This is a genomic window from Sphingomonas sp. LH128 (assembly GCF_000293195.2).
GTDB classification, from domain to species: Bacteria; Pseudomonadota; Alphaproteobacteria; order Sphingomonadales; family Sphingomonadaceae; genus Novosphingobium; species Novosphingobium resinovorum_A.
In genome coordinates, this window is record NZ_ALVC01000328.1 from 1 (window position 1) to 19,273 (window position 19,273).

The 19,273-nt window shown below is 66.9% G+C and carries 18 protein-coding genes and 1 tRNA gene; 10 read left to right on the forward strand and 9 right to left on the reverse strand.

The features are described 5' to 3' along the window. From LH128_RS23180 to LH128_RS23195, 4 genes are all read left to right on the forward strand, one after another. On the forward strand, window positions 1-235 hold a 235-nt coding region (locus tag LH128_RS23180), incomplete at its 5' end, for a DUF1476 domain-containing protein (protein WP_008832122.1). Window positions 236-245: 10 nt separating this feature from the next. Then, entirely contained in the window at window positions 246-479 is a 234-nt protein-coding gene (locus LH128_RS23185) for a BolA/IbaG family iron-sulfur metabolism protein (RefSeq protein ID WP_008832123.1), read from the forward strand. 31 nt (window positions 480-510) lie between these two features. Beyond that, window positions 511-840, forward strand: a complete 330-nt coding sequence (gene grxD / locus LH128_RS23190; RefSeq protein ID WP_008832124.1) for a Grx4 family monothiol glutaredoxin — start codon at window positions 511-513, stop codon at window positions 838-840. A 516-nt stretch (window positions 841-1,356) separates the two neighbouring features. Then, window positions 1,357-2,151, forward strand: coding sequence for an NUDIX domain-containing protein (locus LH128_RS23195; RefSeq protein WP_008832125.1), 795 nt, complete (start codon window positions 1,357-1,359; stop codon window positions 2,149-2,151). A 131-nt stretch (window positions 2,152-2,282) separates the two neighbouring features. Here LH128_RS23195 and LH128_RS23200 read toward each other — a convergent pair whose 3' ends face one another. From LH128_RS23200 to LH128_RS23210, 3 genes are all read right to left on the reverse strand, one after another. Beyond that, window positions 2,283-3,533 (reverse strand): MFS transporter, encoded by a 1,251-nt coding sequence (locus LH128_RS23200; protein WP_008832126.1) that lies wholly within the window; start codon window positions 3,531-3,533, stop codon window positions 2,283-2,285. 134 nt (window positions 3,534-3,667) lie between these two features. Continuing rightward, window positions 3,668-3,982: a PilZ domain-containing protein gene (locus LH128_RS23205; protein WP_008832127.1), complete on the reverse strand. Its 315-nt coding sequence runs from the start codon at window positions 3,980-3,982 to the stop codon at window positions 3,668-3,670. 111 nt (window positions 3,983-4,093) lie between these two features. Further along, a tRNA-Arg gene (locus LH128_RS23210) sits at window positions 4,094-4,170 on the reverse strand. Window positions 4,171-4,268: 98 nt separating this feature from the next. Between LH128_RS23210 and LH128_RS23215 the strand changes: the two genes are divergently transcribed. Next, window positions 4,269-5,021 carry a queuosine precursor transporter gene (locus LH128_RS23215; RefSeq protein ID WP_008832128.1) on the forward strand — a complete coding sequence of 251 codons (753 nt, stop codon included), beginning with the start codon at window positions 4,269-4,271 and terminating at the stop codon, window positions 5,019-5,021. A gap of 105 nt (window positions 5,022-5,126) precedes the next feature. After that, the gene (gene recF, locus LH128_RS23220) at window positions 5,127-6,227 is read left to right on the forward strand and encodes a DNA replication/repair protein RecF (protein ID WP_008832129.1); all 1,101 of its coding nucleotides are present in this window, start codon (window positions 5,127-5,129) and stop codon (window positions 6,225-6,227) included. A gap of 35 nt (window positions 6,228-6,262) precedes the next feature. Here the strand turns inward: recF and LH128_RS23225 are convergent, their stop codons facing one another. Then, window positions 6,263-6,958 carry an arylesterase gene (locus tag LH128_RS23225; protein ID WP_008832130.1) on the reverse strand — a complete coding sequence of 232 codons (696 nt, stop codon included), beginning with the start codon at window positions 6,956-6,958 and terminating at the stop codon, window positions 6,263-6,265. A 50-nt stretch (window positions 6,959-7,008) separates the two neighbouring features. Between LH128_RS23225 and LH128_RS23230 the strand changes: the two genes are divergently transcribed. Further along, window positions 7,009-7,767, forward strand: a complete 759-nt coding sequence (locus tag LH128_RS23230) for an ABC transporter ATP-binding protein (protein WP_008832131.1) — start codon at window positions 7,009-7,011, stop codon at window positions 7,765-7,767. Next, entirely contained in the window at window positions 7,760-10,285 is a 2,526-nt protein-coding gene (locus tag LH128_RS23235; RefSeq protein ID WP_008832132.1) for an ABC transporter permease, read from the forward strand. The genes LH128_RS23230 and LH128_RS23235 overlap by 8 nt, the downstream gene beginning before the upstream one ends. A 125-nt stretch (window positions 10,286-10,410) precedes the next feature. On the opposite strand, the gene LH128_RS23240 is transcribed toward LH128_RS23235, so the two are convergent. The 4 genes from LH128_RS23240 to rsgA form a co-directional block, all read right to left on the reverse strand. Then, window positions 10,411-10,893, reverse strand: coding sequence for an RDD family protein (locus LH128_RS23240; protein ID WP_008832133.1), 483 nt, complete (start codon window positions 10,891-10,893; stop codon window positions 10,411-10,413). Between the two features lie 225 nt (window positions 10,894-11,118). After that, window positions 11,119-13,824, reverse strand: coding sequence for a TonB-dependent receptor (locus LH128_RS23245; protein ID WP_008832134.1), 2,706 nt, complete (start codon window positions 13,822-13,824; stop codon window positions 11,119-11,121). Window positions 13,825-13,988: 164 nt separating this feature from the next. Then, window positions 13,989-14,144 carry a hypothetical protein gene (locus tag LH128_RS33730; RefSeq protein WP_172705113.1) on the reverse strand — a complete coding sequence of 52 codons (156 nt, stop codon included), beginning with the start codon at window positions 14,142-14,144 and terminating at the stop codon, window positions 13,989-13,991. Then, window positions 14,137-15,204, reverse strand: a complete 1,068-nt coding sequence (gene rsgA, locus LH128_RS23250; RefSeq protein WP_236727470.1) for a ribosome small subunit-dependent GTPase A — start codon at window positions 15,202-15,204, stop codon at window positions 14,137-14,139. The genes LH128_RS33730 and rsgA overlap by 8 nt, the downstream gene beginning before the upstream one ends. 268 nt (window positions 15,205-15,472) lie before the next feature. Here rsgA and typA point away from each other — a divergent pair, with 268 nt between their 5' ends. Together typA and LH128_RS23260 are read left to right on the forward strand one after the other, a co-directional pair. After that, window positions 15,473-17,305: a translational GTPase TypA gene (typA, locus tag LH128_RS23255; protein WP_008832136.1), complete on the forward strand. Its 1,833-nt coding sequence runs from the start codon at window positions 15,473-15,475 to the stop codon at window positions 17,303-17,305. Window positions 17,306-17,437: 132 nt separating this feature from the next. Then, the gene (locus LH128_RS23260; RefSeq protein WP_036529522.1) at window positions 17,438-18,055 is read left to right on the forward strand and encodes a YitT family protein; all 618 of its coding nucleotides are present in this window, start codon (window positions 17,438-17,440) and stop codon (window positions 18,053-18,055) included. A gap of 58 nt (window positions 18,056-18,113) precedes the next feature. Here LH128_RS23260 and LH128_RS23265 read toward each other — a convergent pair whose 3' ends face one another. Continuing rightward, the gene (locus LH128_RS23265; protein WP_008832138.1) at window positions 18,114-18,959 is read right to left on the reverse strand and encodes a TorF family putative porin; all 846 of its coding nucleotides are present in this window, start codon (window positions 18,957-18,959) and stop codon (window positions 18,114-18,116) included. Between the last annotated feature and the right edge of the window lie 314 nt (window positions 18,960-19,273).

Here is a 19,273-nt window from a genome sequence, read left to right on the forward strand (position 1 = left end):
CCGCAACCGCCTCGTCGGTGAATGGGCGGCCGAACGCATGGACTTGTCGCAGGCCGAAACCGATGCCTATGCCAAGGCCGTCGTCCAGGCCGACTTCGAGGAAGCCGGCGACGAGGACGTCATTCGCAAGCTGCTGGGCGACCTGACCGCCGCCGGCGTCGATACCACCGAAGCGGAAGTGCGCGCCGCACTCGCCGCCAAGCAGGTCGAAGCGCGCCGCGCTTTCCTGGGCTGAGGACTATCCGATGGGCATGACCGCTACCGAAATCGAGACCATGATCCGCGCCGCGCTGCCGGACGCGGAAGTCACGATCACCGACCTCGCCGGGGACAACGACCACTACGCCGCGCACGTCGTCTCGGCCGCCTTCACGGGCCGCCCCCGCGTCGCGCAGCACAAGATGGTCTACGAAGCGCTGGGCGGCCGCATGGGCGGCGTCCTTCACGCCTTGCAACTCACCACCGCCGTCCCCAACTGACGCAAGCATACTACTCAAGGGTTTTACTGAAATGTCCGACGTCAATGCCCGTATCGGCGATATCGTAAAGAGCAACGACGTGGTCCTCTTCATGAAGGGCACCCCGCTGTTCCCGCAGTGCGGCTTCTCCAGCCGCGCGATCGCCATCCTCGAACACCTCGGCGTCGCTTACGAGACCGTCGACGTGCTGCAGGACATGGAAATCCGTCAGGGCATCAAGTCCTATTCGGACTGGCCGACGATCCCCCAGCTCTACGTTAAGGGCGAGTTCCTCGGCGGCAGCGACATCATGATGGAGATGTACGAGGCCGGCGAACTGCACCAGCTCATGACCGACAGCGGGATCGCTGCGCAGGGCTGATCTGCCGACAGCACCGGATTACGAAGGCTCGGGAAGCGATTCCCGGGCCTTTTCGATTCGCGTTATCCGAACCGTGGGCGCAATCTTTGAAATCCTGCCCCATGGGATCGAAACTGATGCAGTCATCCCCGCGAAGGCGGGGACCCAACTGATGCCAGAGCAGCATCAGCCCACCGGAGATGGGTTCCCGCCTTCGCGGGAATGACAACGATACGTACGCAAGGCGCTGGCCACCGTCAGGTCCGGGATGACGAATGCTTCGATGTATGGGGAACCCCGGGGAGGCGGGGCCGGGAGACTGTCCGGCCCCGCCTCTATCGAGACTGCTTCTCTCGGGGTACGATACTTCATAAGCATGGCCTGTGCCAGTTCTGATTTTTCCCGAAAATCAGCCATTTCTTCGGTTCACGTGTCAGCGCGTGCGTCATGCTCTGTAAATTCTGCCGACACTGCCACCTGAGTCGCCTGGCGCTTTTCCGCTTGCGTGCCCCTTCCCCAGCGGCAAGATCGGCGGCAATGATCCAGACCGCTCCCTCCGACCAGCCGATGCCGACAGACGGCCCCGCCGTCGTCCCTGCCTCCACCGTGGTGGTGTTCCGCCACGCCGCCGACGGCGGACCGCCCGAACTGCTGATGCTCCAGCGCTCGGACGGCATGCGCTTCGCAGGCGGGGCGGCGGTGTTTCCCGGCGGCCGCGTCGATCCCGCAGACCGCGAACTCGCCCGCCGCCTGCTGCCCGGCGAATCGGAGGAGATCGCCTCCGCCCGCATCGCCGCGATCCGCGAGACGCTGGAGGAAGCGGGCCTCATGATCGCCACCCGCGCCCCCGTCACCGCCCGCGAAGCCGCAGAAGCGCGGGCGATGCTGCTGGAGGTCGGCCGGCTCGACACCGTGCTGGAGCGCCTCGGCTGGGAACTGGACCCGCAGGCGCTGACCTTCTTCGCGCACTGGTGCCCCTTGTGGGACCGGGCTTTCGACACGCGCTTCTTCGTCGCCGACATCGGCACCGGCGCGGTGGACGTGACGGTCGACGCCACCGAGAACTCGCGCCTGTTCTGGGCGAGCGCCGCCGATGCCCTTGCGATGGCCGATCGGGGCGAGATTTCGGTGATCTTTCCGACCCGCCGCAATCTCGACCGCCTTGCGCAATACGCCGATCATGCCGAAGCGCTGGCCGACATCGCCGCCCACCCCGTCGTCCGCATCCACCCCGAGGTAGAAATGCGCGAGGACGGAGAGTGGCTCGTGATCCCCGACGGGCTGGGCTATCCGGTGCTCGGCCAGCTCAAGGCGACGGCGCGACGCGGGTAAACGCGCGTCGTCCCGGACGTGATCCGGGACCGGTGGCAGTCTTTAGACGGAGACTCTCGTCGAGGCGCCTTGGCGCAAGGTGGGCTGCTCACGGCCAGCAGTCCCGGATCACGTCCGGGACGACGGGGCACTTATGCTGCCGCGAGTTGTTGCGGCACTTTCGCCCCGCCCGCGGCGTAAAGACCGAGCGCGATGGCGGACACGAAGAACACGGCCATCGCCACGATCGCCCCGTCATAGCTGCCGGTCACCGAATGGACCCGCGCCGATCCGACGACCGCGACCGCGATGAACGGCAGCCCGATCAGCGTGTTGAGCCCGAAGCCCCGGCTGTAACTGGCCTGTCCGAACGAATCGGTCAGCCCCTTGCCCAGCGTGGGGATCGCGCCTGCACCGTGCATGCCGATGAGGCCGATCACAAGGGCCGCCATCCAGAACGGCGGGTGCTGCAACAGGAGAGCCCATAGCACCGCGCAGTCGAAGCCGATAAGCGCCAGCGCCCTCGCCCCGCCGATGCGGTCGGCGATCCAGCCGAACAGTATCGAGCCGGCGATCCCGACCAGCGACATTATCGACTGCAGCAGCGCCGCTTCGGGCCGGGTGAAACCCCAGGACAAGCCCATCGGCACCAGTAGCGAGCCCAGCAGCACGGAACTCGTCATGCTCGCCACCGCTGCCAGCGAGATCGCCCAAAAACGCGGCCGCGCAAGCAGTTGCGCGACGCTGAACGATCCGTCGGCGGTGCGCTTCGCATCGGGTTCGGGCGCCAGCGTCTCGGCGTGCCCCGGAGGATGATCGATCGCCAGCAGCCCCAGCGGCAGCAGCAGCGCCGCCGCGATCAGGCCGATGGACAGGTAGATCATGCTCGGTGAGACGGCGGAAAGCGCCCGCTCCAGCGTCCACGGCACCACCGCGATCACCACCGGCAAGTGGACGATTCCCAGCGCCAGCCCGCGATTGCGGTTGAACCAGCGTCCCACCAGCGTCGCCGGGCCGATCGATCCGGCGAGGCTCATCGCGGGACCGAAGCAAAGCCCGTAAGCCAGCAGGTAGAGGGCGTAGCTTTGCGTCCAGGCCAGCGTGAGATAGCCTGCCACCGTCAGTAATGCGCCGATCAGCAGCAGCAGGCGCAGCGACACCTTGGCGATCAGCACGCCCACGAAAGGCGCGAGCACCGACGAGCCGACCAGCACCAGCGGAATGCCCGCCGCTGCCTCTTCTGCGCTGACGCCGAGGCGTTGCTCGACCGAGGCCAGCATCAGCCCGAAGGAGCCCATGACGGTGCCGACGACGACGTTGTGCGATACGCCCGCGATCACGCCCATGCGTACCGCAAGCGGATGGTTGGGGGCGTCGCCCTCCGGTCCGACAGGTGCTGCCAAGCGCTCTCTCCCCATGCTTCAACTTGCCGGCGATGGCGTGCCGGTCTGTTCGCGGGAGTGTGTGGGGCGCCGGATCGGCTTGACCAGAACTTTCCGATCAGATGAACGAGAATTCGCCGGGGCGACGTTATCGCTCAGGCGCTCGCGTGCGATCCGTGCGTTGCCGCGATGTGCTCGAGCACCGGGCCGTAGAGCGGTCGGTCGAACTCGACCCCGGCAAGGTCGCTGCTGACCCAGCGCACCACGCCCGACATGCCTTCCATTCCCTTGGGCCGCACGATCAGGCGCGCGCCGACGCGGAAATAGATGCCGCGCATGCGCAGGCAGCAGCCCTCCACCGAGATGTCGGAAATCTCGCCGTCATCCCGCAGACCGCTCTGCGTGCGGCACTGAACGGCCAGCGCGACGGAGCGTCGCTGCGATCGCCGGGGAAGAACGGTGCGGGTCATGAGCGGGAGAATACAAACGATCGGTTTATGATCGCTTAAACTTCATCGCGCGCCCGTTCGAACACGGTTCGCACTCAATCCGGGAAGCAGGGCGACCATTTCCGAAGACAATGGCGCGCCCGACAGGGTTCGAACCTGTGACCCCAAGCTTAGAAGGCTCGTGCTCTATCCAGCTGAGCTACGGGCGCGCGCCGGATTTCCCATAGCGTGGTTACCGCGCGGCGCAAACCGCCGGGCGCGCAAACTTGTGCTTTGCGCTGCAGCAAAGCCACGTTACGCACAGGCAATGACCGCCGCTACCGACGCTCCATCGCCTCTGTCCCGCCCCTTGTCACGCATCGACGGCCTTACCGGCGCCCGTCGGCACTTCCGCTATTTCGACTACGTGATGGCGGCCTTCGTCGCGATCCTGCTGCTGTCGAACCTGATCGGTGCGTCCAAGCTGGCGAATATCGGCGGCGTGACGTTCGGCGCGGGCATCCTGTTCTTCCCGGTCAGCTACGTCATCGGCGACGTGCTGACCGAAGTGTACGGCTATGCCAATGCCCGCCGCTGCGTCTGGGCGGGCTTCTTCGCGATGATCTTCATGGCTTTCATGAGCTTCGTCGTCGTCGCCATGCCGCCGGATTCCGGCTGGACCGGACAGGCCGCCTACGAAGCAGTATTCGGCTCGACCTGGCGCATCGTCCTAGCCTCGCTGACCGCGTTCTGGGCGGGTGAGTTCGTCAATTCCTTCGTCCTCGCCAAGATGAAGCTGATGACTGGCGGCAAGCACTTGTGGATGCGCACCATCGGCTCGACGGTGGTGGGACAGGCCGCCGACAGCGCCCTGTTCTATCCCATCGCCTTCCTCGGCACCTGGACGCACGAGCAGGTGCTGACCGTCATGGTCACCAACTGGGGCATGAAGGTGCTGTGGGAAGCGGTGCTGACGCCGGTAACCTACGTCGTCGTCGGCTGGCTAAAGAAGCGCGAGGGCGTCGAGGTGTTCGACGACAATCTCGATTTCTCGCCTTTCGCCAAGGCAAAATCGGTCTGAACGTTGTGAGCAGGGCGCTGAGCCGCGCTTTTTACAGGGCTGCCGCATTTTCCGAGTCGTCAGGTGTTTCCACCTGACTTGAAAATGCTCTAGGCCGCGCCGACCATGCTCGACCGCATCCTCCTGTCCCGTTTCCGCAACCACCACGAGACCGCGGTGAAAGGCACGGCGCAGTTCAACCTGCTGGTCGGCGAGAACGGCGCGGGGAAGACCAACGTGCTCGAGGCGATCAGCCTGCTCGCGCCCGGACGCGGCCTCCGTCGGGCGCAGCTCGTGGACGTGCCCGCGCAGGACGGCGACGGCGGGTTCGCGGTGAACGCTGCACTGCGCATGCCCGGCCAAGGGGAAGGGAGCGAGCCCGTCCGCCTCGGCACCGGCGTCGCGGCGGAGCGTCCCGGGCGGCGGCTTGTGCAGGTGAACGGCGCGCAGGCATCCGCCCTGAGCCTGGCCGAGTGGCTCTCGATCGGCTGGCTGACCCCGGCGATGGACCGCCTTTTCGTCGAGAGCGCGGGCGCGCGGCGGCGGTTCCTCGACCGGCTGGTGCTGGCGATCGAGCCCGCCCATGCCGGCCATGCGGCGCGGCTGGAGACGGCACTGCGCGAGCGCAACCGGCTGCTTTCCGACGAACGTTCCCCCGATCCGCACTGGCTCGACGCCATCGAGGTGCAGATCGCCGAGGCCGGGGCGCTGGTGGCGACGGCGCGCGCGCGCCTCGTCACCCGGCTGGAGGCGGCGCTGGCGCGGCTGCCCGACACGCCTTTCGCCCGCCCTTCGCTGGCCTACCAGCCCGGCGGCCCGGTCGAGGCCGGTGCGCTTGCCATCGCCCTGCGCGACGGGCGGCCGCGCGAACGGGCGGCCCAGCGCACCCTCACCGGCCCCCACCGCGACGAACTGGGGGTGACGATGGCGGGCAAAGGGCAAGCGGCAGCGGAATGCTCGACCGGCGAGCAGAAGGCGATGCTCATCGCCATCACTCTCGCGCATTCGCAGCTGCTGGAGGCAGATGGCGAGAACCGCCCGCGCCTGCTGCTGCTGGACGAGGTCGCCGCGCATCTCGACCCGCTGCGGCGCGAGGCGCTGTTCGACCGGCTGCGGGCGGGCTCCGCGCAAGTCTGGCTGACGGGAACGGAACTCGCGCCGTTCGAGGGAATCGCGGCGGAAGCGGCGGTATGGGAGGTCAGCGCGGGGACGGTGCGGCGGGTCTGACCACTCGCTCGCAATGACGGAGTGAAGAGGGGACCTCACCTCTTCGGCAAAGCATCCGCCACATCGTCCACCGTCGCCGCCACGATCGCGTCTATGCCGATGGCCGTAGGATGCACGTGATCGCCCTGCATCAGATCGGGCTTGTCGATCACCGGCTGGAGGAAGAACGGCACCAGCACCGCGCCGTACTTCTCCGCCAGCTGCGGATAGATCGGGTTGAACCCCGAGGCATAGTCCCTGCCCAGGTTCGGCGCCGCTAGCATGCCGAGCAGCACCACGCCGATCTTCTCCTGCCGCAACCGCTGGAGGATCTTCTCCAGATTCGCGCGCGTCTCGGCCGGGGGCAGCGAGCGCAGCATGTCGTTGCCGCCGAGGCTGATGATCACCAGTTCGGGCTTCGCCGGCTGGCTTTTCAGCGTGAAGTCGAGCCGCTGGAGCCCCGCCGCCGTGGTGTCGCCCGAAACCCCGGCATTGGCGATGCGCGCGTTGACACCGCGCGCGCGCAGGGCCTGTTCGAGCCGGTCGGGGTAGCTTTCGCCATCCTCGAGTCCGTAGCCCGCCAGCAGCGAATCCCCGAAGGCGAGTATCCTGCGCTCCGGTCCCATGACCGGTATCTGCGGCGGCGCATCGATGGCCGACCGGCTCTCCTGCACGGGCGGCGCCGGGGCCTTGTCGCAGGCGGAAAGCGCCAGGGTGGAGGCGGCAAGGAGAGCGAGGGAAACGAGGCGCAAGGCATTCTCCTGAAGGGACCGACTTGTCGGATGCACTGGTGCTATCCCATATGGGGATGGTGACAAGCCCTGCCCAAGCCCGCTCCGCCCTTTCCGCCACTCCTTCCCCCGCTTCCGACGACACTATTCTGGCCCGCGACCTGCGCCTGACGTTGGGTTCCGGGGACAGTGCAGTCGAAATCCTCAAGGGGATCGACCTTTCCGTACCCCGGGGCCAGACGCTGGCGCTGCTCGGTCCTTCGGGATCGGGCAAGTCGTCGCTGATGGCGGTGCTCTGCGGGCTGGAGCGCGCCAGTTCGGGCACGCTGGAGGTCGCCGGACAGGACTTCGTGGGGATGGACGAGGACGCCCTTGCCCGGACGCGGCGCGGCAGGATCGGTGTGGTGCTTCAGGCTTTCCACCTGCTGCCGACAATGACCGCGCTGGAAAACGTCGCCACGCCGCTGGAACTCGCGGGAATGCCCGATGCGCGCGCGCGGGCCGAAGCGGAACTCACGGCGGTCGGGCTGGGCCATCGCCTGTCGCACTATCCCGCGCAGCTTTCCGGCGGCGAGCAACAGCGCGTCGCCATCGCCCGCGCCCTCGCTCCCCGCCCGGCGCTGGTCTTCGCCGACGAGCCGACCGGCAACCTCGACGCCGCCACCGGCGCGGCAATAATCGACCTGCTTTTCGCCCGCCGGGCCGAGACCGGGGCCACCCTGCTCATCATCACCCACGACGAAAGCCTCGCCCTCCGCTGCGAGCGCGTAGTGACCATCGGCGACGGCCAGATCGCCAGCGACATACGGGCAGGCGAACACCTTGGCTGACGCCCTCCCCTGGCGGACCGCCTGGACACTCGCCCGCCGTGACCTCTCGGCCCGGTTCAAGGGGCTGCGGCTGCTGCTCATCTGCCTGTTCCTCGGCGTCGGCGCGATCGCCGCGATCGGCACGCTGACCGGCTCGATCGAGCGCGAGCTGGGAACACGCGGACGCGAAATCCTTGGCGGCGACATCGAACTGAGGGTCTGGCAGCGCGCCTTCGGCAAGGACGAGGACACCGCGCTCACCCGCCTCGGCCGGGTTTCGCGCGGGCAACGCATGCAGGCCATCGCCACGAAGGGAGACGCCACCGCGCCCGTCGCGCTCAAGGCGGTGGACGGGAACTGGCCGCTCTACGGCCGCCTCGAACTGACCGACGGCCGCCGCGTCGGCGCCCCCGCCCCCGGCACGGCATGGATCGCCAAGGGCACTGCTGCCCGCCTCGGTGCCGGGAAGGGCCAGCGCATCGCCATCGGCGGCGTGCCAGTGATCGTGGGCGGCATCATCGCGACCGACCCCGAGCAGATGAGCGAGGGCTTCGCGCTGGGCGACACCGCCGTGGTGCCGCTCGACCTTCCCGCGAGCGCCGGGCTGACCGCGCCGGGCGCCATGTACCGCAGCGTCGTACGGGTGCGCTTCGCCGACCCCGCGCGCGATCCCGAAGCGGTGATCGACGCCCTCAAGTCCCGCTTCGGCGACGGCTTCGACACCCGCACCCGGCTGGCAGCCTCGCCTTCGACCGAGCGCTTCGTCACCCGCATGGGCGAGTTTCTCGTGCTGGTCGGGCTTGCCGCGCTGGTGATCGCCGGGATCGGCATCGGCGGCGGCGTCTCGTCCTATCTGGAGGCACGGCGCAGTTCGATCGCAACCCTGAAGGTGCTCGGCGCCACCAGCGGCGATATCGCGCGCATCTATCTGCTGCAGGTCGGTGCGGCGGCCGTGATCGGCAGCATGGCGGGCCTTGCGGCGGGCGTGCTGGTCACCCCCCTTCTCGCCTCGGCGCTGCAGAGCCTGCTGCCGGTCGAGCCGGGCTTCACCGTCTCCCCCGCGGCGCTCGCGACGGCGGCGGCTTATGGCCTGCTTGTCGCGCTGATATTCTCCGCGCCGCCGCTGGTGCGGGCACGCAGCTGGCCCGCGATGGCGCTGATGCGCGCCCGCGTGGCGCCGCTCACGGCCGACCGCAAGGCGCTCGCCCTGCCGGTCGGGCTCGGCCTTGCCGCGATCGTGGCGCTGGCACTGCTCAACGCCGCGCAGCCGCTGGTGACGCTGGGCTTCCTGGGAGCCTCGGCTGCGATGCTCGGCCTGCTGGCGCTCGTCGGCCTCGGCATCCGCAAGCTTGCCGCCCGCCTGCCGAGACCGCGCGGGCCGATGCTGCGCGCGGGACTGGCGAACCTCCACCGCCCGGGCGCGCAGACCGGCGCGCTGGTGACGGCGCTCGGCTTCGGGCTCTCCGCCTTCGTGCTGATCGCGGCTGTGCAGACGAGCCTCGACGCCAACATCCGCCGCACCGTCCCCGCGCGCGCCCCCGACTTCTTCGTGCTCGACGTGCCGAAGGACAAGGCGCCCGCCTTCGCCGACGCGGTCGAGCGGACGATCCCCGGCTCCACCCTCAAGCTGGTGCCGAACATGCGCGGCCGCATCCTTGCCTATGGGCCGAAGGACCGGATGACGCGCGTGGCCAGCCTCGGCAAGGATCTGCCCGATGGCGCCTGGGCGCTGCGCGGGGAGCGCGGGCTGACGTATTCGGTCGGCGTGCCGGAGGGCAGCACGGTGACCTCCGGCCAGTGGTGGCCGCAGTTCTACCGCGGCGAGCCGCTGGTCTCGGTCGACGAGAGGCTGGCCGAGGCGATCGGCCTCAAGGTCGGCGACTATGTGACCGTGGGTGTGCTGGGCGTCGAGAAGACCGCGCGCATCGCGGCGCTGCGCCGGATCGACTGGGACAGTCTGGGCTTCAACTACGTGCTGGTATTCTCACCCAATGCGCTGGCCGACGCCCCGCACAACCTCGCCGCGACGATCGAGGTGCCCAAAGGCGCGTCCACGGCGGGCCTGCTGCCCCGGCTGGTGCGCGCCTTCCCCTCGACCTCGGTGATCGAGACGGGGAGCCTGCTGCGCGATGCCCGCGCGCTGCTCGACCAGATGTCGGCGGCGATCCTCGCGGCCTCTTCGGTGGCGGTGCTGGCGGGGCTCGCGGTGCTGCTCGGCGCGATCGCGGCGGCGCGGGCGAGCCGGACTTACGACACCGTGATCCTGCGCGTGCTGGGCGCCAGTCGCGGGCAGCTGCTCGCGGCGCAAATGGCCGAGTACGGGCTGCTCGCCGTGGTGCTCGCCCTCGTCGCGCTGGGCGCGGGCAGCGCGATGGCCTGGGCGGTGATCGTCAAGCTGTTCGAATTCGCCTGGCTGCCCGACTGGCCACGCGTGCTGGCGGTGCTGGCCGCCGGGCTGCTGCTGGTGCTCGGCTTCGCGCTTGCCGGAACGCTGCCGCTGCTGCGGGCGAAACCGGCAAGGGCGCTGCGCGAACTTTAGAAGCCGATCTCTACCCTCACCACTCATTGGTCATCCCCGCGAAGGCGGGAACCCATCTGCTGACGCTTCCTGTTGCGCGATCATCAGATGGGTCCCCGCCTTCGCGGGGATGACGGGATTGGAAATCAGGCGAAGACCTCGCGGTTGTCGAACAGCACGCTGGGATCGCGCGTCTTGTAGACGAGCGTGCTGGCGACGATGTCGTGCAGGCCCTGCTTGCGCTCGGTGAAGGCGACCATGATGTAGCCGATGCACAGGATCAGGCTCGACAGGATCTTGGCGAAGTAGCGCCCGGTCGCACGCGCGAAAGTCAGCCGTTCGCCCCGCAGGTCGGTAACGACCACGCCGACGGCCAGCTTGCCGACGGTCGCCTGCAGCTTCGAGCTTTCCATGATCGCGAAGTAGAGCCAGTTGATCACCAGCGACGCGCCGATCATGCCGAACATCATCATCCCGAACGCCGCGTTCTCACCCGCGCCCAGCCCCGTCAGCGGCAGCGCGAGGCCGACGCCGAAGATGCCGCCGATGATCGAAGTCGCGATCTGCAGGATGATCGCGTCGAGGATGTAGGCGAGCACGCGCCACCAGAAGCCACCATACGGAATCATGCATTCCCCCTTGTTTTACGGCCTGCCCAGCCTGACAATGCGACGCAAGTTCACATTTAAATCGGGAAATTACAAAGACTTTCTGTTCCGCCTTCCGAAACCGCAAAGAAAGAGGGGCGCAGGAGGCCGAGCCTCCCGCGCCCCTTTTCAGGTCCGCGCCCCGCTTCTCTTGCCGTACCTCCTCCCAGAGACGACACGGCGGGTACGCGCGTTACGCGCTCCGAATTAGAATCGGTAGCGCGCCGCCACGCCGTAAGTGCGCGGCTGGTTCGGATAGCCCGAGATCGAGCCGGGCTGTGCCGGGCTGTCGAATATCTGCAGGATGGTGCGGTCGTTCAGCAGGTTGCGGCCCCAGACCGTCAGTTCCAGCCCGTTCGCCATCGCGTATGTAAGCGAGGCGTTCATGTCGTTGATGTCCTGCTTGAACTCTCGCGCAGCGGCGAGCGCTGCGGATACGTCGGTGACGTTGCCCGCGCTGTCGCGCACGACGAGGCCCGGCAGGCCCTCGACCAGACGGAACTGCGATTCGTAGTGATAGTCGCCGCGCAGGATGATCCGGTCCCCGCGCGTTCCCACGGGCTGCACGAACTCGGCCGAGAACGTCGCCGACAGGGGCGGGACGCCCGCCGGGGTTGTCCCCGAAAGGTCGCCGAAGGCCGAAAGCTGGAACGTGTCGTACTTCGGATCGAGGTACGTCCAGGCCATCGTCAGCGTCAGCTGGTCGATGGGCTTGGCCGAGCCTTCGAACTCGATACCGAACGCCGACTGCTTGCCCGCGTTCGCCAGGAAGAAGCCCGAGCCGGTGAAGATGTTCGACTGGAAGTTCTTGATCTCCTGCTTGAACACCGCGACGTTGGCCGAGACGATCCCCCAGTTGCCCTTGATCCCGGCCTCGTAGACCGTCGAATTCTCGGCATTGGCGAAGCGGCTGCCGGAGGTGAGATTGGTCACCGCCAGGCCCTGCGCACGCAGTTCGACGAGGTCGGCCGGCGTCGGGCGGCTATCACGCGACAGGTTGATCGACGCCGCCTTGTAGCCGGTCGCCCAGGCCGCGTAGAAATTGACCGTGGGAGTCACGTCCCAGGCTACGCGCGCGGTGTAGCTGAAGTCGCCGTCGCTCACCCTGCCCGGCTCGACCGCGTTGGGCACGTTCATGAACTGCGGGAAATACTGCAGCGCGCGCAGCGGATTGAGCGGGTTTGCGGCCGGATTGTTGGCATTGCCGTTCGCGAAGCCGACCAGCTGCTGATAGATCGGCGCGGTCTGCGGGTTCGTCGCGAAGGCGAAGATCGCCGCCGGGTTGGTCGGGTCCACGCCCACCGAACGCAGCGCCCCGCCAAGCAGCAGTTGCTGGCGGAACGCCGAATAGCGCGGATCGTCGAAATTGATCGACGAGAACACGTCATCCGACGTCGTGTTGGTGGCGAAGCGCTTCTTGTCGTGCGTGTAGTTGAGACCGCCGGTCACCGTCAGCCCCGGCGCCACCTCGAAATCGAGCTGGCCGAAGATGGACCACGCCTCGTTCTTCAGCTTGTAGGCCTCGGTCAGGCCGGTGCCGGAAGCGAAGAACTGCCCGGCGTACTTGGCCGGATTGCCTTCGTAGGCGCCGAAGGCCGTCTCCAGCGCGGGCACGCTGAGCGCCCCGCCCGAGAGGCTCTGGACGAGGAGGTTGGCGTAAGGCCGGGCATCGTCGCCCCAGAAGACCTCGTTGTTCTGGTCGATCTTCTCGTTGAAATAGTAGCCGCCGATGAGGCCGGTGATCTTCTCGCCCACCTCGAAGTTGGCGCGCAGTTCCTGCGTGAAGGTCTTGATCCGCAGGTCCTGCCAGTTGCGGCCCAGCAGGTCGGCGCTGGAGAAGTCCGAATCCTGGTTGGTCAGCGCATTGGTGCGGCGGTACGAGGTGATCGAGGTCAGCTTGGTGCCGCCCAGATCATAGTCCAGCTGGCCCGAAACGCCCCAGTTCTCGATCTTGTTGGAGGATTCGAAGTTGTTGTAGACGATGTTGTCGTACTTCTCGCCCGGCTGGTTGACCGCCCCGCCCAGCGCGAAGATCGCCGCCGTCGGCGTCGCCTGCCGCAGGTTGACGACCGCGCAGCAGTTCTCGTCGATCTTGCCGTAATCGCCGATCAGCCGCAGTTCGAGGCCGTCATGGTTGTCGAACAGCAGCTGCCCGCGCCCGAACCAGCGGTCGCGCTCATTGGTGCGCTCGCCGGTAGCCAGATCCCTGACGATACCGTCGCGCTTGTTGAGCCCGCCCGCGAGGCTGAATGCGACGTTCTCGCTCAGCGGCCCGGTTACCGTGCCCTTGACGACTACGGCGTCGTAGTTGCCGTAGCTCGCCTCGACATTGCCGCCGAACTGGAACTGCGGCTTCTTGGTAACAATCGATATCACGCCCGCCGAGGCATTCTTGCCGAACAGCGTGGACTGCGGCCCGCGCAGCACCTCGATGCGCTCCACATCGGGGAAGTCCGCGATCATCGAGGCCGAGCGCGAACGGTAGACGCCGTCGATGAACAGGCCGACCGAAGGCTCGATACCGGCGTTGTTGGCGCCGTTGCCGAAACCGCGGATATAGAAGTTGGTATTGGCGCTCGACTGCAGCTGGTTGACGCGCAGCGACGGCACCAAAGTCTGCAGGTCCTTGAGGTCGCGCATCTGCGCGCGTTCCAGCGTCGCTCCGCTGGTCACCGAGACGGCGACGGGCACGTCCTGCAGCGTCTGCTCGCGCTTGGTGGCGGTGACGATGATGGTGTCGGTGTATTGTTCGTCGGCAGCCTGAGGCGCCGCGTCCTGCGCCATGACCGCAGGCGACCAGGCAAGCCCGAATGCCGCACTCGCCAGCAGCGCGGCACTGCGTTCGGTCATGCCCCTGCGTTCGGTGAAGATGCGCGTACCCCGCGCGCCGATGCCCGCCAAAACACCTTTCATCTGGTCCCCTGTCCCTTCCTGCGCGACGGCCCGCATCGTGATGCGCGGAAAGCTCGCCGCAAAGCGTAAGAGGTTCAGGTTATGCGGTTCCGGGGCGCCTCACAATGAAGACCTGTGAACAGGTGCGGACATTTGGCGCCACTGTTGCGCCGTCGCCACATTCCTCAGCCGGCCTTCTTCGCCTTGTGCTCGGCGAGCAACTTGTCGAGTTCGGCGATCCGAAGCCGTTCGGGGGTTCCTTTGGCAAGACCCTTCAGGCGGCATTCCGCCCAAAGGCTGCGGCGTTCGGATTCCAGTGCCTTGAGATACAGGTCAGCCATCGTGTCTTTTCCTTCTTCTGCCGCCGGCCGAGGCCGGTCGTCGCCCGCCGCCCTGGGTACTGTCGGCGTCTTCATCGCGCAGCTTGCGCCAGCGTTCCAGCCGCCTGGGCTCGAGGGTGCCGTCCCGCAGTGCGGCCAGCACCGCGCAGCTTTTCTCTGTGGTGTGGGTACAGTTGCCGAAACGGCACGCCTGCGTCAGCGCGGTTATGTCGTCGAACACTTCGGCGATGCCGGTCGCGGCGTCGGGCAGGTGAAACTCGCGCATGCCGGGCGTATCGACCAGCCAACCACCTTTGGCGGGACCGTCCAGCGGGTACAGTTGCCGCCCCGTCGTCGTGTGCCGACCCTTGCCGTCGATTTCACGGATCGGCTGGGTCTCGATGTCGTCGGAGCCCCGCAGACCGTTGATCATCGTCGACTTGCCCACGCCCGACGAGCCCAGCAGGGCTACAGTCCGGCCCTTGCCGCAGTACCGGGCCAGCCGCCCGACGCTGGCCGGATCGCGGCCATTGACCATTTCGACTTCCAGATCCGGCTGCAACGCGCGTGCCGCCTCAAGGAACCGCTCGGGTGCCTCGGCCAGATCGACCTTGGTGAGCACCACCACGGGCCTCACCCCGACCTCCCGCGCCATCACCAGATAGCGTTCGAGGCGCGCGACGTTGAAATCCTGGTTGCAGGAGGTCACGATGAACAACGTATCGACGTTGGCCGCGATCAGCTGCAGCCGGCGCTGGTCGGCGGGCGCCTTGCGCTTGAACAGATTGATCCGATCGAGGATGCGCACCGGCTCCAGCCGCTCCCGGTCCACCATCAGCCAGTCGCCCACGGCCGCCCGGTCCTCCGGCCCCTCGGACAGCGGCAGGGCGGAATTGATCATGCCGCTGAGGCCGCTTCCGGCAATGTCCACCATGCCGCGATGAACCGCCATCACACGCACGGGGCATACCCCGCCCCCCTGCTCCTCGGCCGAAAGCTGATCGGCGAAGAAGGAATTCCAACCGAGGTCTTCAAGGGTGGGGCCGGATGCTTCCATCTTTACGACATGGGCTTTCTTCATGGGGCGGGGCGCGAAAGCCCACGGGAGAGCGCGGCACAGCCGCCGGGCAGGACCCTTGCGACGTCTCCGAAATGCCCTATCGACCAGCCCCTAGTACGATATCGGCCGGCACGCCATGGCGCACGGCACGCTTTTCGCCCGATCGTCGATTCCCCGACCCGGCGCACACCGCTTGCCGAAATGCCCGCCATCGGCTAAGGGCGCGGCAATTTTGCGGTGCAGCACACGATGGCTGCCCGCCTCCGGCCCTCGTACAGAGAGAACAACAATGTCCGCCCCGCTTCCCTTGCGCAATATCGCGATCATTGCGCACGTCGACCATGGCAAGACCACCCTCGTCGACCAGCTGTTCCGCCAGTCCGGCACGTTCCGTGACAACCAGCGCATCGAAGAGCGCGCGATGGACAGCAACGACCTCGAAAAGGAGCGCGGCATCACCATTCTGGCGAAGCCGACCTCGATCGAGTGGAACGGCTATCGCATCAACATCGTCGACACGCCCGGACACGCCGACTTCGGCGCCGAAGTGGAGCGCATCCTCTCGATGGTGGACGGCGTGGTTCTCCTCGTCGACAGCTCGGAAGGCGCGATGCCGCAGACCAAGTTCGTCACCGGCAAGGCGCTGGGCCTCGGCCTGAAGCCGATCGTCGTCGTCAACAAGATCGACCGTCCCGACGGCCGCCACGCCGAAGTGCTCGACGAAGTGTTCGACCTCTTCGTCAGCCTCGACGCCAACGACGAGCAGCTCGACTTCCCGACCCTCTACGCTTCGGGCCGCAACGGCTACGCCAGCTACGATGCGGACCGCCGCGAAGGCGACCTGACCCCGCTGTTCGAAAAGATCGTCGAGCACGTCCCCGCGCCGAACCTCGACGTCGACGCGCCGTTCTCGTTCCTCGCCACCCTGCTGGACCGCGACAACTTCATGGGCCGCGTCCTCACCGGCCGCGTCCAGTCGGGCACGTTGAAGGTCAACGACCCGATCCGCGCCATCGACATGGACGGCAAGGTCGTCGAAGTGGGCCGCGCCACCAAGGTGCTGTCGTTCCGTGGCCTCGACCGCGTGCCCGTGGAAGAAGCCCGCGCCGGTGACATCATCGCCCTCGCCGGTCTCGAAAAGGCGACCGTGTCGAACACCATCGCCGATCCTTCGGTCACCGAGGCGATCCAGGCGCAGCCGATCGATCCGCCGACCCTGGCGATGCGCTTCGCCGTCAACGACTCGCCGCTCGCGGGCCGTGAAGGCGACAAGGTCACCAGCCGCATGATCCGCGACCGCCTGATGCGCGAGGCGGAAACCAACGTCGCCATCCGCGTCACCGAATCGGCCGACAAGGACAGCTTCGAAGTCGCCGGTCGCGGCGAACTCCAGCTGGGCGTCGTCATCGAAACCATGCGCCGCGAAGGCTTCGAGCTCGGCATCAGCCGTCCGCGCGTGCTGTTCGGCACCGACGAAAAGGGCGGCCGCACCGAGCCTTACGAAACCGTCGTGATCGACGTGGACGATGAGCACTCGGGCACGGTCGTCGAGAAGATGCAGCGCCGCAAGGCCGAACTGACCGATATGCGTCCCTCGGGCTCGGGCAAGACCCGCATCACCTTCTCGGCCCCTTCGCGCGGCCTGATCGGCTACCATGGCGAGTTCCTCTCGGACACGCGCGGCACCGGCATCATGAACCGCCTGTTCGAGAAGTACGACGCCCACAAGGGCCCGATCGAAGGCCGCCAGAACGGCGTGCTGATCTCGAACTGCACCGGTGAAGCGGTCGGCTACGCGCTGAACTCGCTCGAAGATCGCGGCGTGCTGTTCATCAAGCCCCAGGAAAAGATCTACGAGGGCATGCTGATCGGCGAGAACGCCAAGACCGACGACCTCGAAGTGAACCCGATGAAGTCGAAGCAGCTGACGAACTTCCGTTCGACCGGCAAGGACGACGCCATCCGCCTCACCCCGCCGCGCGTGATGACGCTCGAGCAGGCCATCGCCTACATCGACGACGACGAGATGGTCGAAGTCACCCCGCAGTCGATCCGCCTGCGCAAGGTCCACCTGGACCCGAACGAGCGCAAGAAGCAGAGCCGCAAGAAGGAAAGCGCCTGATTTTGCCCTCCCCTGTGGTCGGGCTTTGAAAAGAGCGATCGCGGGGGGATGCATTACCGGTTGAATGAAAGGTCGGGGCGCCGAAGGGCGCTTCCGGCCTTTCGTGTTTTTGAAGCAGGGGGCATGACTGCAATGACGAGTTCCAACGCACCCTCGCCCACCCCGCACGGGCACGGCGAGGATATCTACGCCCTCTTCGTGGGCACGATCCATCTCGCGGTCGGGCTCGTGCTGCTGCGCGCGGCAGGGCTCGCGACAGGCGGTGTGGCGGGTGTCGCGCTGGTGCTGAGTTATGCAACGGGATGGCCGGTGGGCCTGCTCTATGCGCTGATCTCGGCGCCGCTGATGGCGATCACCTTGCGCTCGATGAGCTGGCGGTTCCTGATAAAGACCGCCGTGGTGACGCTCGGCCTGTTCGCGATGACCGCCCTGGCCCCGATGGGCATCGACATCGCCCGGGTGAGCGACCCGGTTGCAGCGGTCGTCGGCGGCAGCGTCATCGGCATGGGCGCGCTCGCCCTCGCCCGCCATGGGGCGGCAACGGGCGGCTCGGGAGCGCTGGTGCTATGGCTTTATCGCACGCGCGGATGGAATGCCGGCCGCACCCAGCTCATCATCGACGGTACGGTGCTGCTGTTCGCCGCCTCACGGCTCGATGCGGTGCGCATGGGCTGGTCGCTGCTGGGCGTCGCGGCCACGGCGGGCATACTGTGGGTCTGGCACCGCCCGGGCCGCTATACCGGATACTGAAAGAGGGCCGGCCCTGCCCGGCCGGCCCTCCCCCCGTTTGCCCCGCAAGGCCAAGTGATCAGAACGCCGCGGACAGCGAGAACACCACGGTCGAGCCGGAGATCTGCGAACCGTTCTTGGAGGAGGAGAAGTTCGGCTTCAGGTAAGCCGATTCCGCCTTCGAGATGTCGGTGTCGATGTAAGCCACGCCCAGCACGACCGGGCCGACCGCGAGGTCCGCGCCGAGCATCCAGTCGAGATAGCTGCCCGTCGGCGCCACGCTGGTGCCGTTGGGGCCAAGGCCGGAATTGCCGTTCGAATAGCCCAGGTGTGCCTTCAGGGTCAGCGGCGTGTTGGGAATGCCGGTGCTGGCATCGCCCCAGAGGTAGAAGTTGTCCGACTTGGCGCCGGGTGCATCGGGAATGCCGGTCGCGTAGGAATCGGCGTCCAGATACCAGCGACCGAGCGCTTCCTGCTTGGGCGCATAGGCCGCGCCGACGAGCAGGTTCGCCGGACCGACCGAGCCCGAAACCTTGACGTAGGGTTCAGCGAAATCGGTGATGTCCGAGCCGCCCGGGTACATGTACCAGGTCACGCCGACGTCCACCTTCACGCCCGGCGTCACTTCGGCCGCGAAACCGCCGTAGATGTCGAGTTCGGTGTTCGAGCCGCCGAAGGTGCCCCAACCCGAGAGGTTCGAACCCCAGGTGCCGACGTAGAGCCCGCTTTCATGCGTAACCGAGACGCCGCCCTGCACCGCGAGTTCCTTGTCGGACTGCGACACACCGCGGAAACGGTAGTCGGTGACGAGCCCGACGCTGCCCGCGATGGTGAATTCACTGGGGGCTTCCTCCTGCGCCATCGCGGGAGTCGCAGCAAACGCGGCTGCGAGGCCGGCGACGCCGGCAAAGAGACGAAACTTCATAGTCGGAACACCCTCATGTTACTGTTGTAGCATGTTCCGTCCTGCGGCCTGCAAGCCGGGCTCCGCTGCGTGGCGAGCCCGTTTCATGCCGGCAGGGTCATGGATATGGCGCCGACCTGTCTCTATTCTTGCGTTATCGTAACGAACTGTTGCTGAATTCTGCAGCGCAACAAGTGTGGTTGCGTAGCAACACAAGCACGCCGTCACGATATTGCCGAGTATCTATGCAGGCCAATTCGCTCTGCGATCAGAAAACGGCACCGTCCAAAAGAAAGCGGGCGGAAACGCTTACGCGCTCCGCCCGTAGGTTAGAG

Bases quoted from the DNA above. Each gene is read 5' to 3' on its own strand.
- LH128_RS23195 (WP_008832125.1), top strand. From the start codon at position 1,357: ATGATCCAGACCGCTCCCTCCGACCAGCCGATGCCGACAGACGGCCCC.
- recF (WP_008832129.1), top strand. From the start codon at position 5,127: ATGCTCGACCGCATCCTCCTGTCCCGTTTCCGCAACCACCACGAGACC.
- LH128_RS23260 (WP_036529522.1), top strand. From the start codon at position 17,438: ATGACGAGTTCCAACGCACCCTCGCCCACCCCGCACGGGCACGGCGAG.
- LH128_RS33730 (WP_172705113.1), bottom strand. From the start codon at position 14,144: ATGGCTGACCTGTATCTCAAGGCACTGGAATCCGAACGCCGCAGCCTT.
- grxD (WP_008832124.1), top strand. From the start codon at position 511: ATGTCCGACGTCAATGCCCGTATCGGCGATATCGTAAAGAGCAACGAC.
- LH128_RS23230 (WP_008832131.1), top strand. From the start codon at position 7,009: ATGGGGATGGTGACAAGCCCTGCCCAAGCCCGCTCCGCCCTTTCCGCC.
- LH128_RS23245 (WP_008832134.1), bottom strand. From the start codon at position 13,824: ATGAAAGGTGTTTTGGCGGGCATCGGCGCGCGGGGTACGCGCATCTTC.
- LH128_RS23215 (WP_008832128.1), top strand. From the start codon at position 4,269: ATGACCGCCGCTACCGACGCTCCATCGCCTCTGTCCCGCCCCTTGTCA.
- typA (WP_008832136.1), top strand. From the start codon at position 15,473: ATGTCCGCCCCGCTTCCCTTGCGCAATATCGCGATCATTGCGCACGTC.
- rsgA (WP_236727470.1), bottom strand. From the start codon at position 15,204: ATGAAGAAAGCCCATGTCGTAAAGATGGAAGCATCCGGCCCCACCCTT.
- LH128_RS23265 (WP_008832138.1), bottom strand. From the start codon at position 18,959: ATGAAGTTTCGTCTCTTTGCCGGCGTCGCCGGCCTCGCAGCCGCGTTT.
- LH128_RS23185 (WP_008832123.1), top strand. From the start codon at position 246: ATGGGCATGACCGCTACCGAAATCGAGACCATGATCCGCGCCGCGCTG.
- LH128_RS23205 (WP_008832127.1), bottom strand. From the start codon at position 3,982: ATGACCCGCACCGTTCTTCCCCGGCGATCGCAGCGACGCTCCGTCGCG.
- LH128_RS23240 (WP_008832133.1), bottom strand. From the start codon at position 10,893: ATGATTCCGTATGGTGGCTTCTGGTGGCGCGTGCTCGCCTACATCCTC.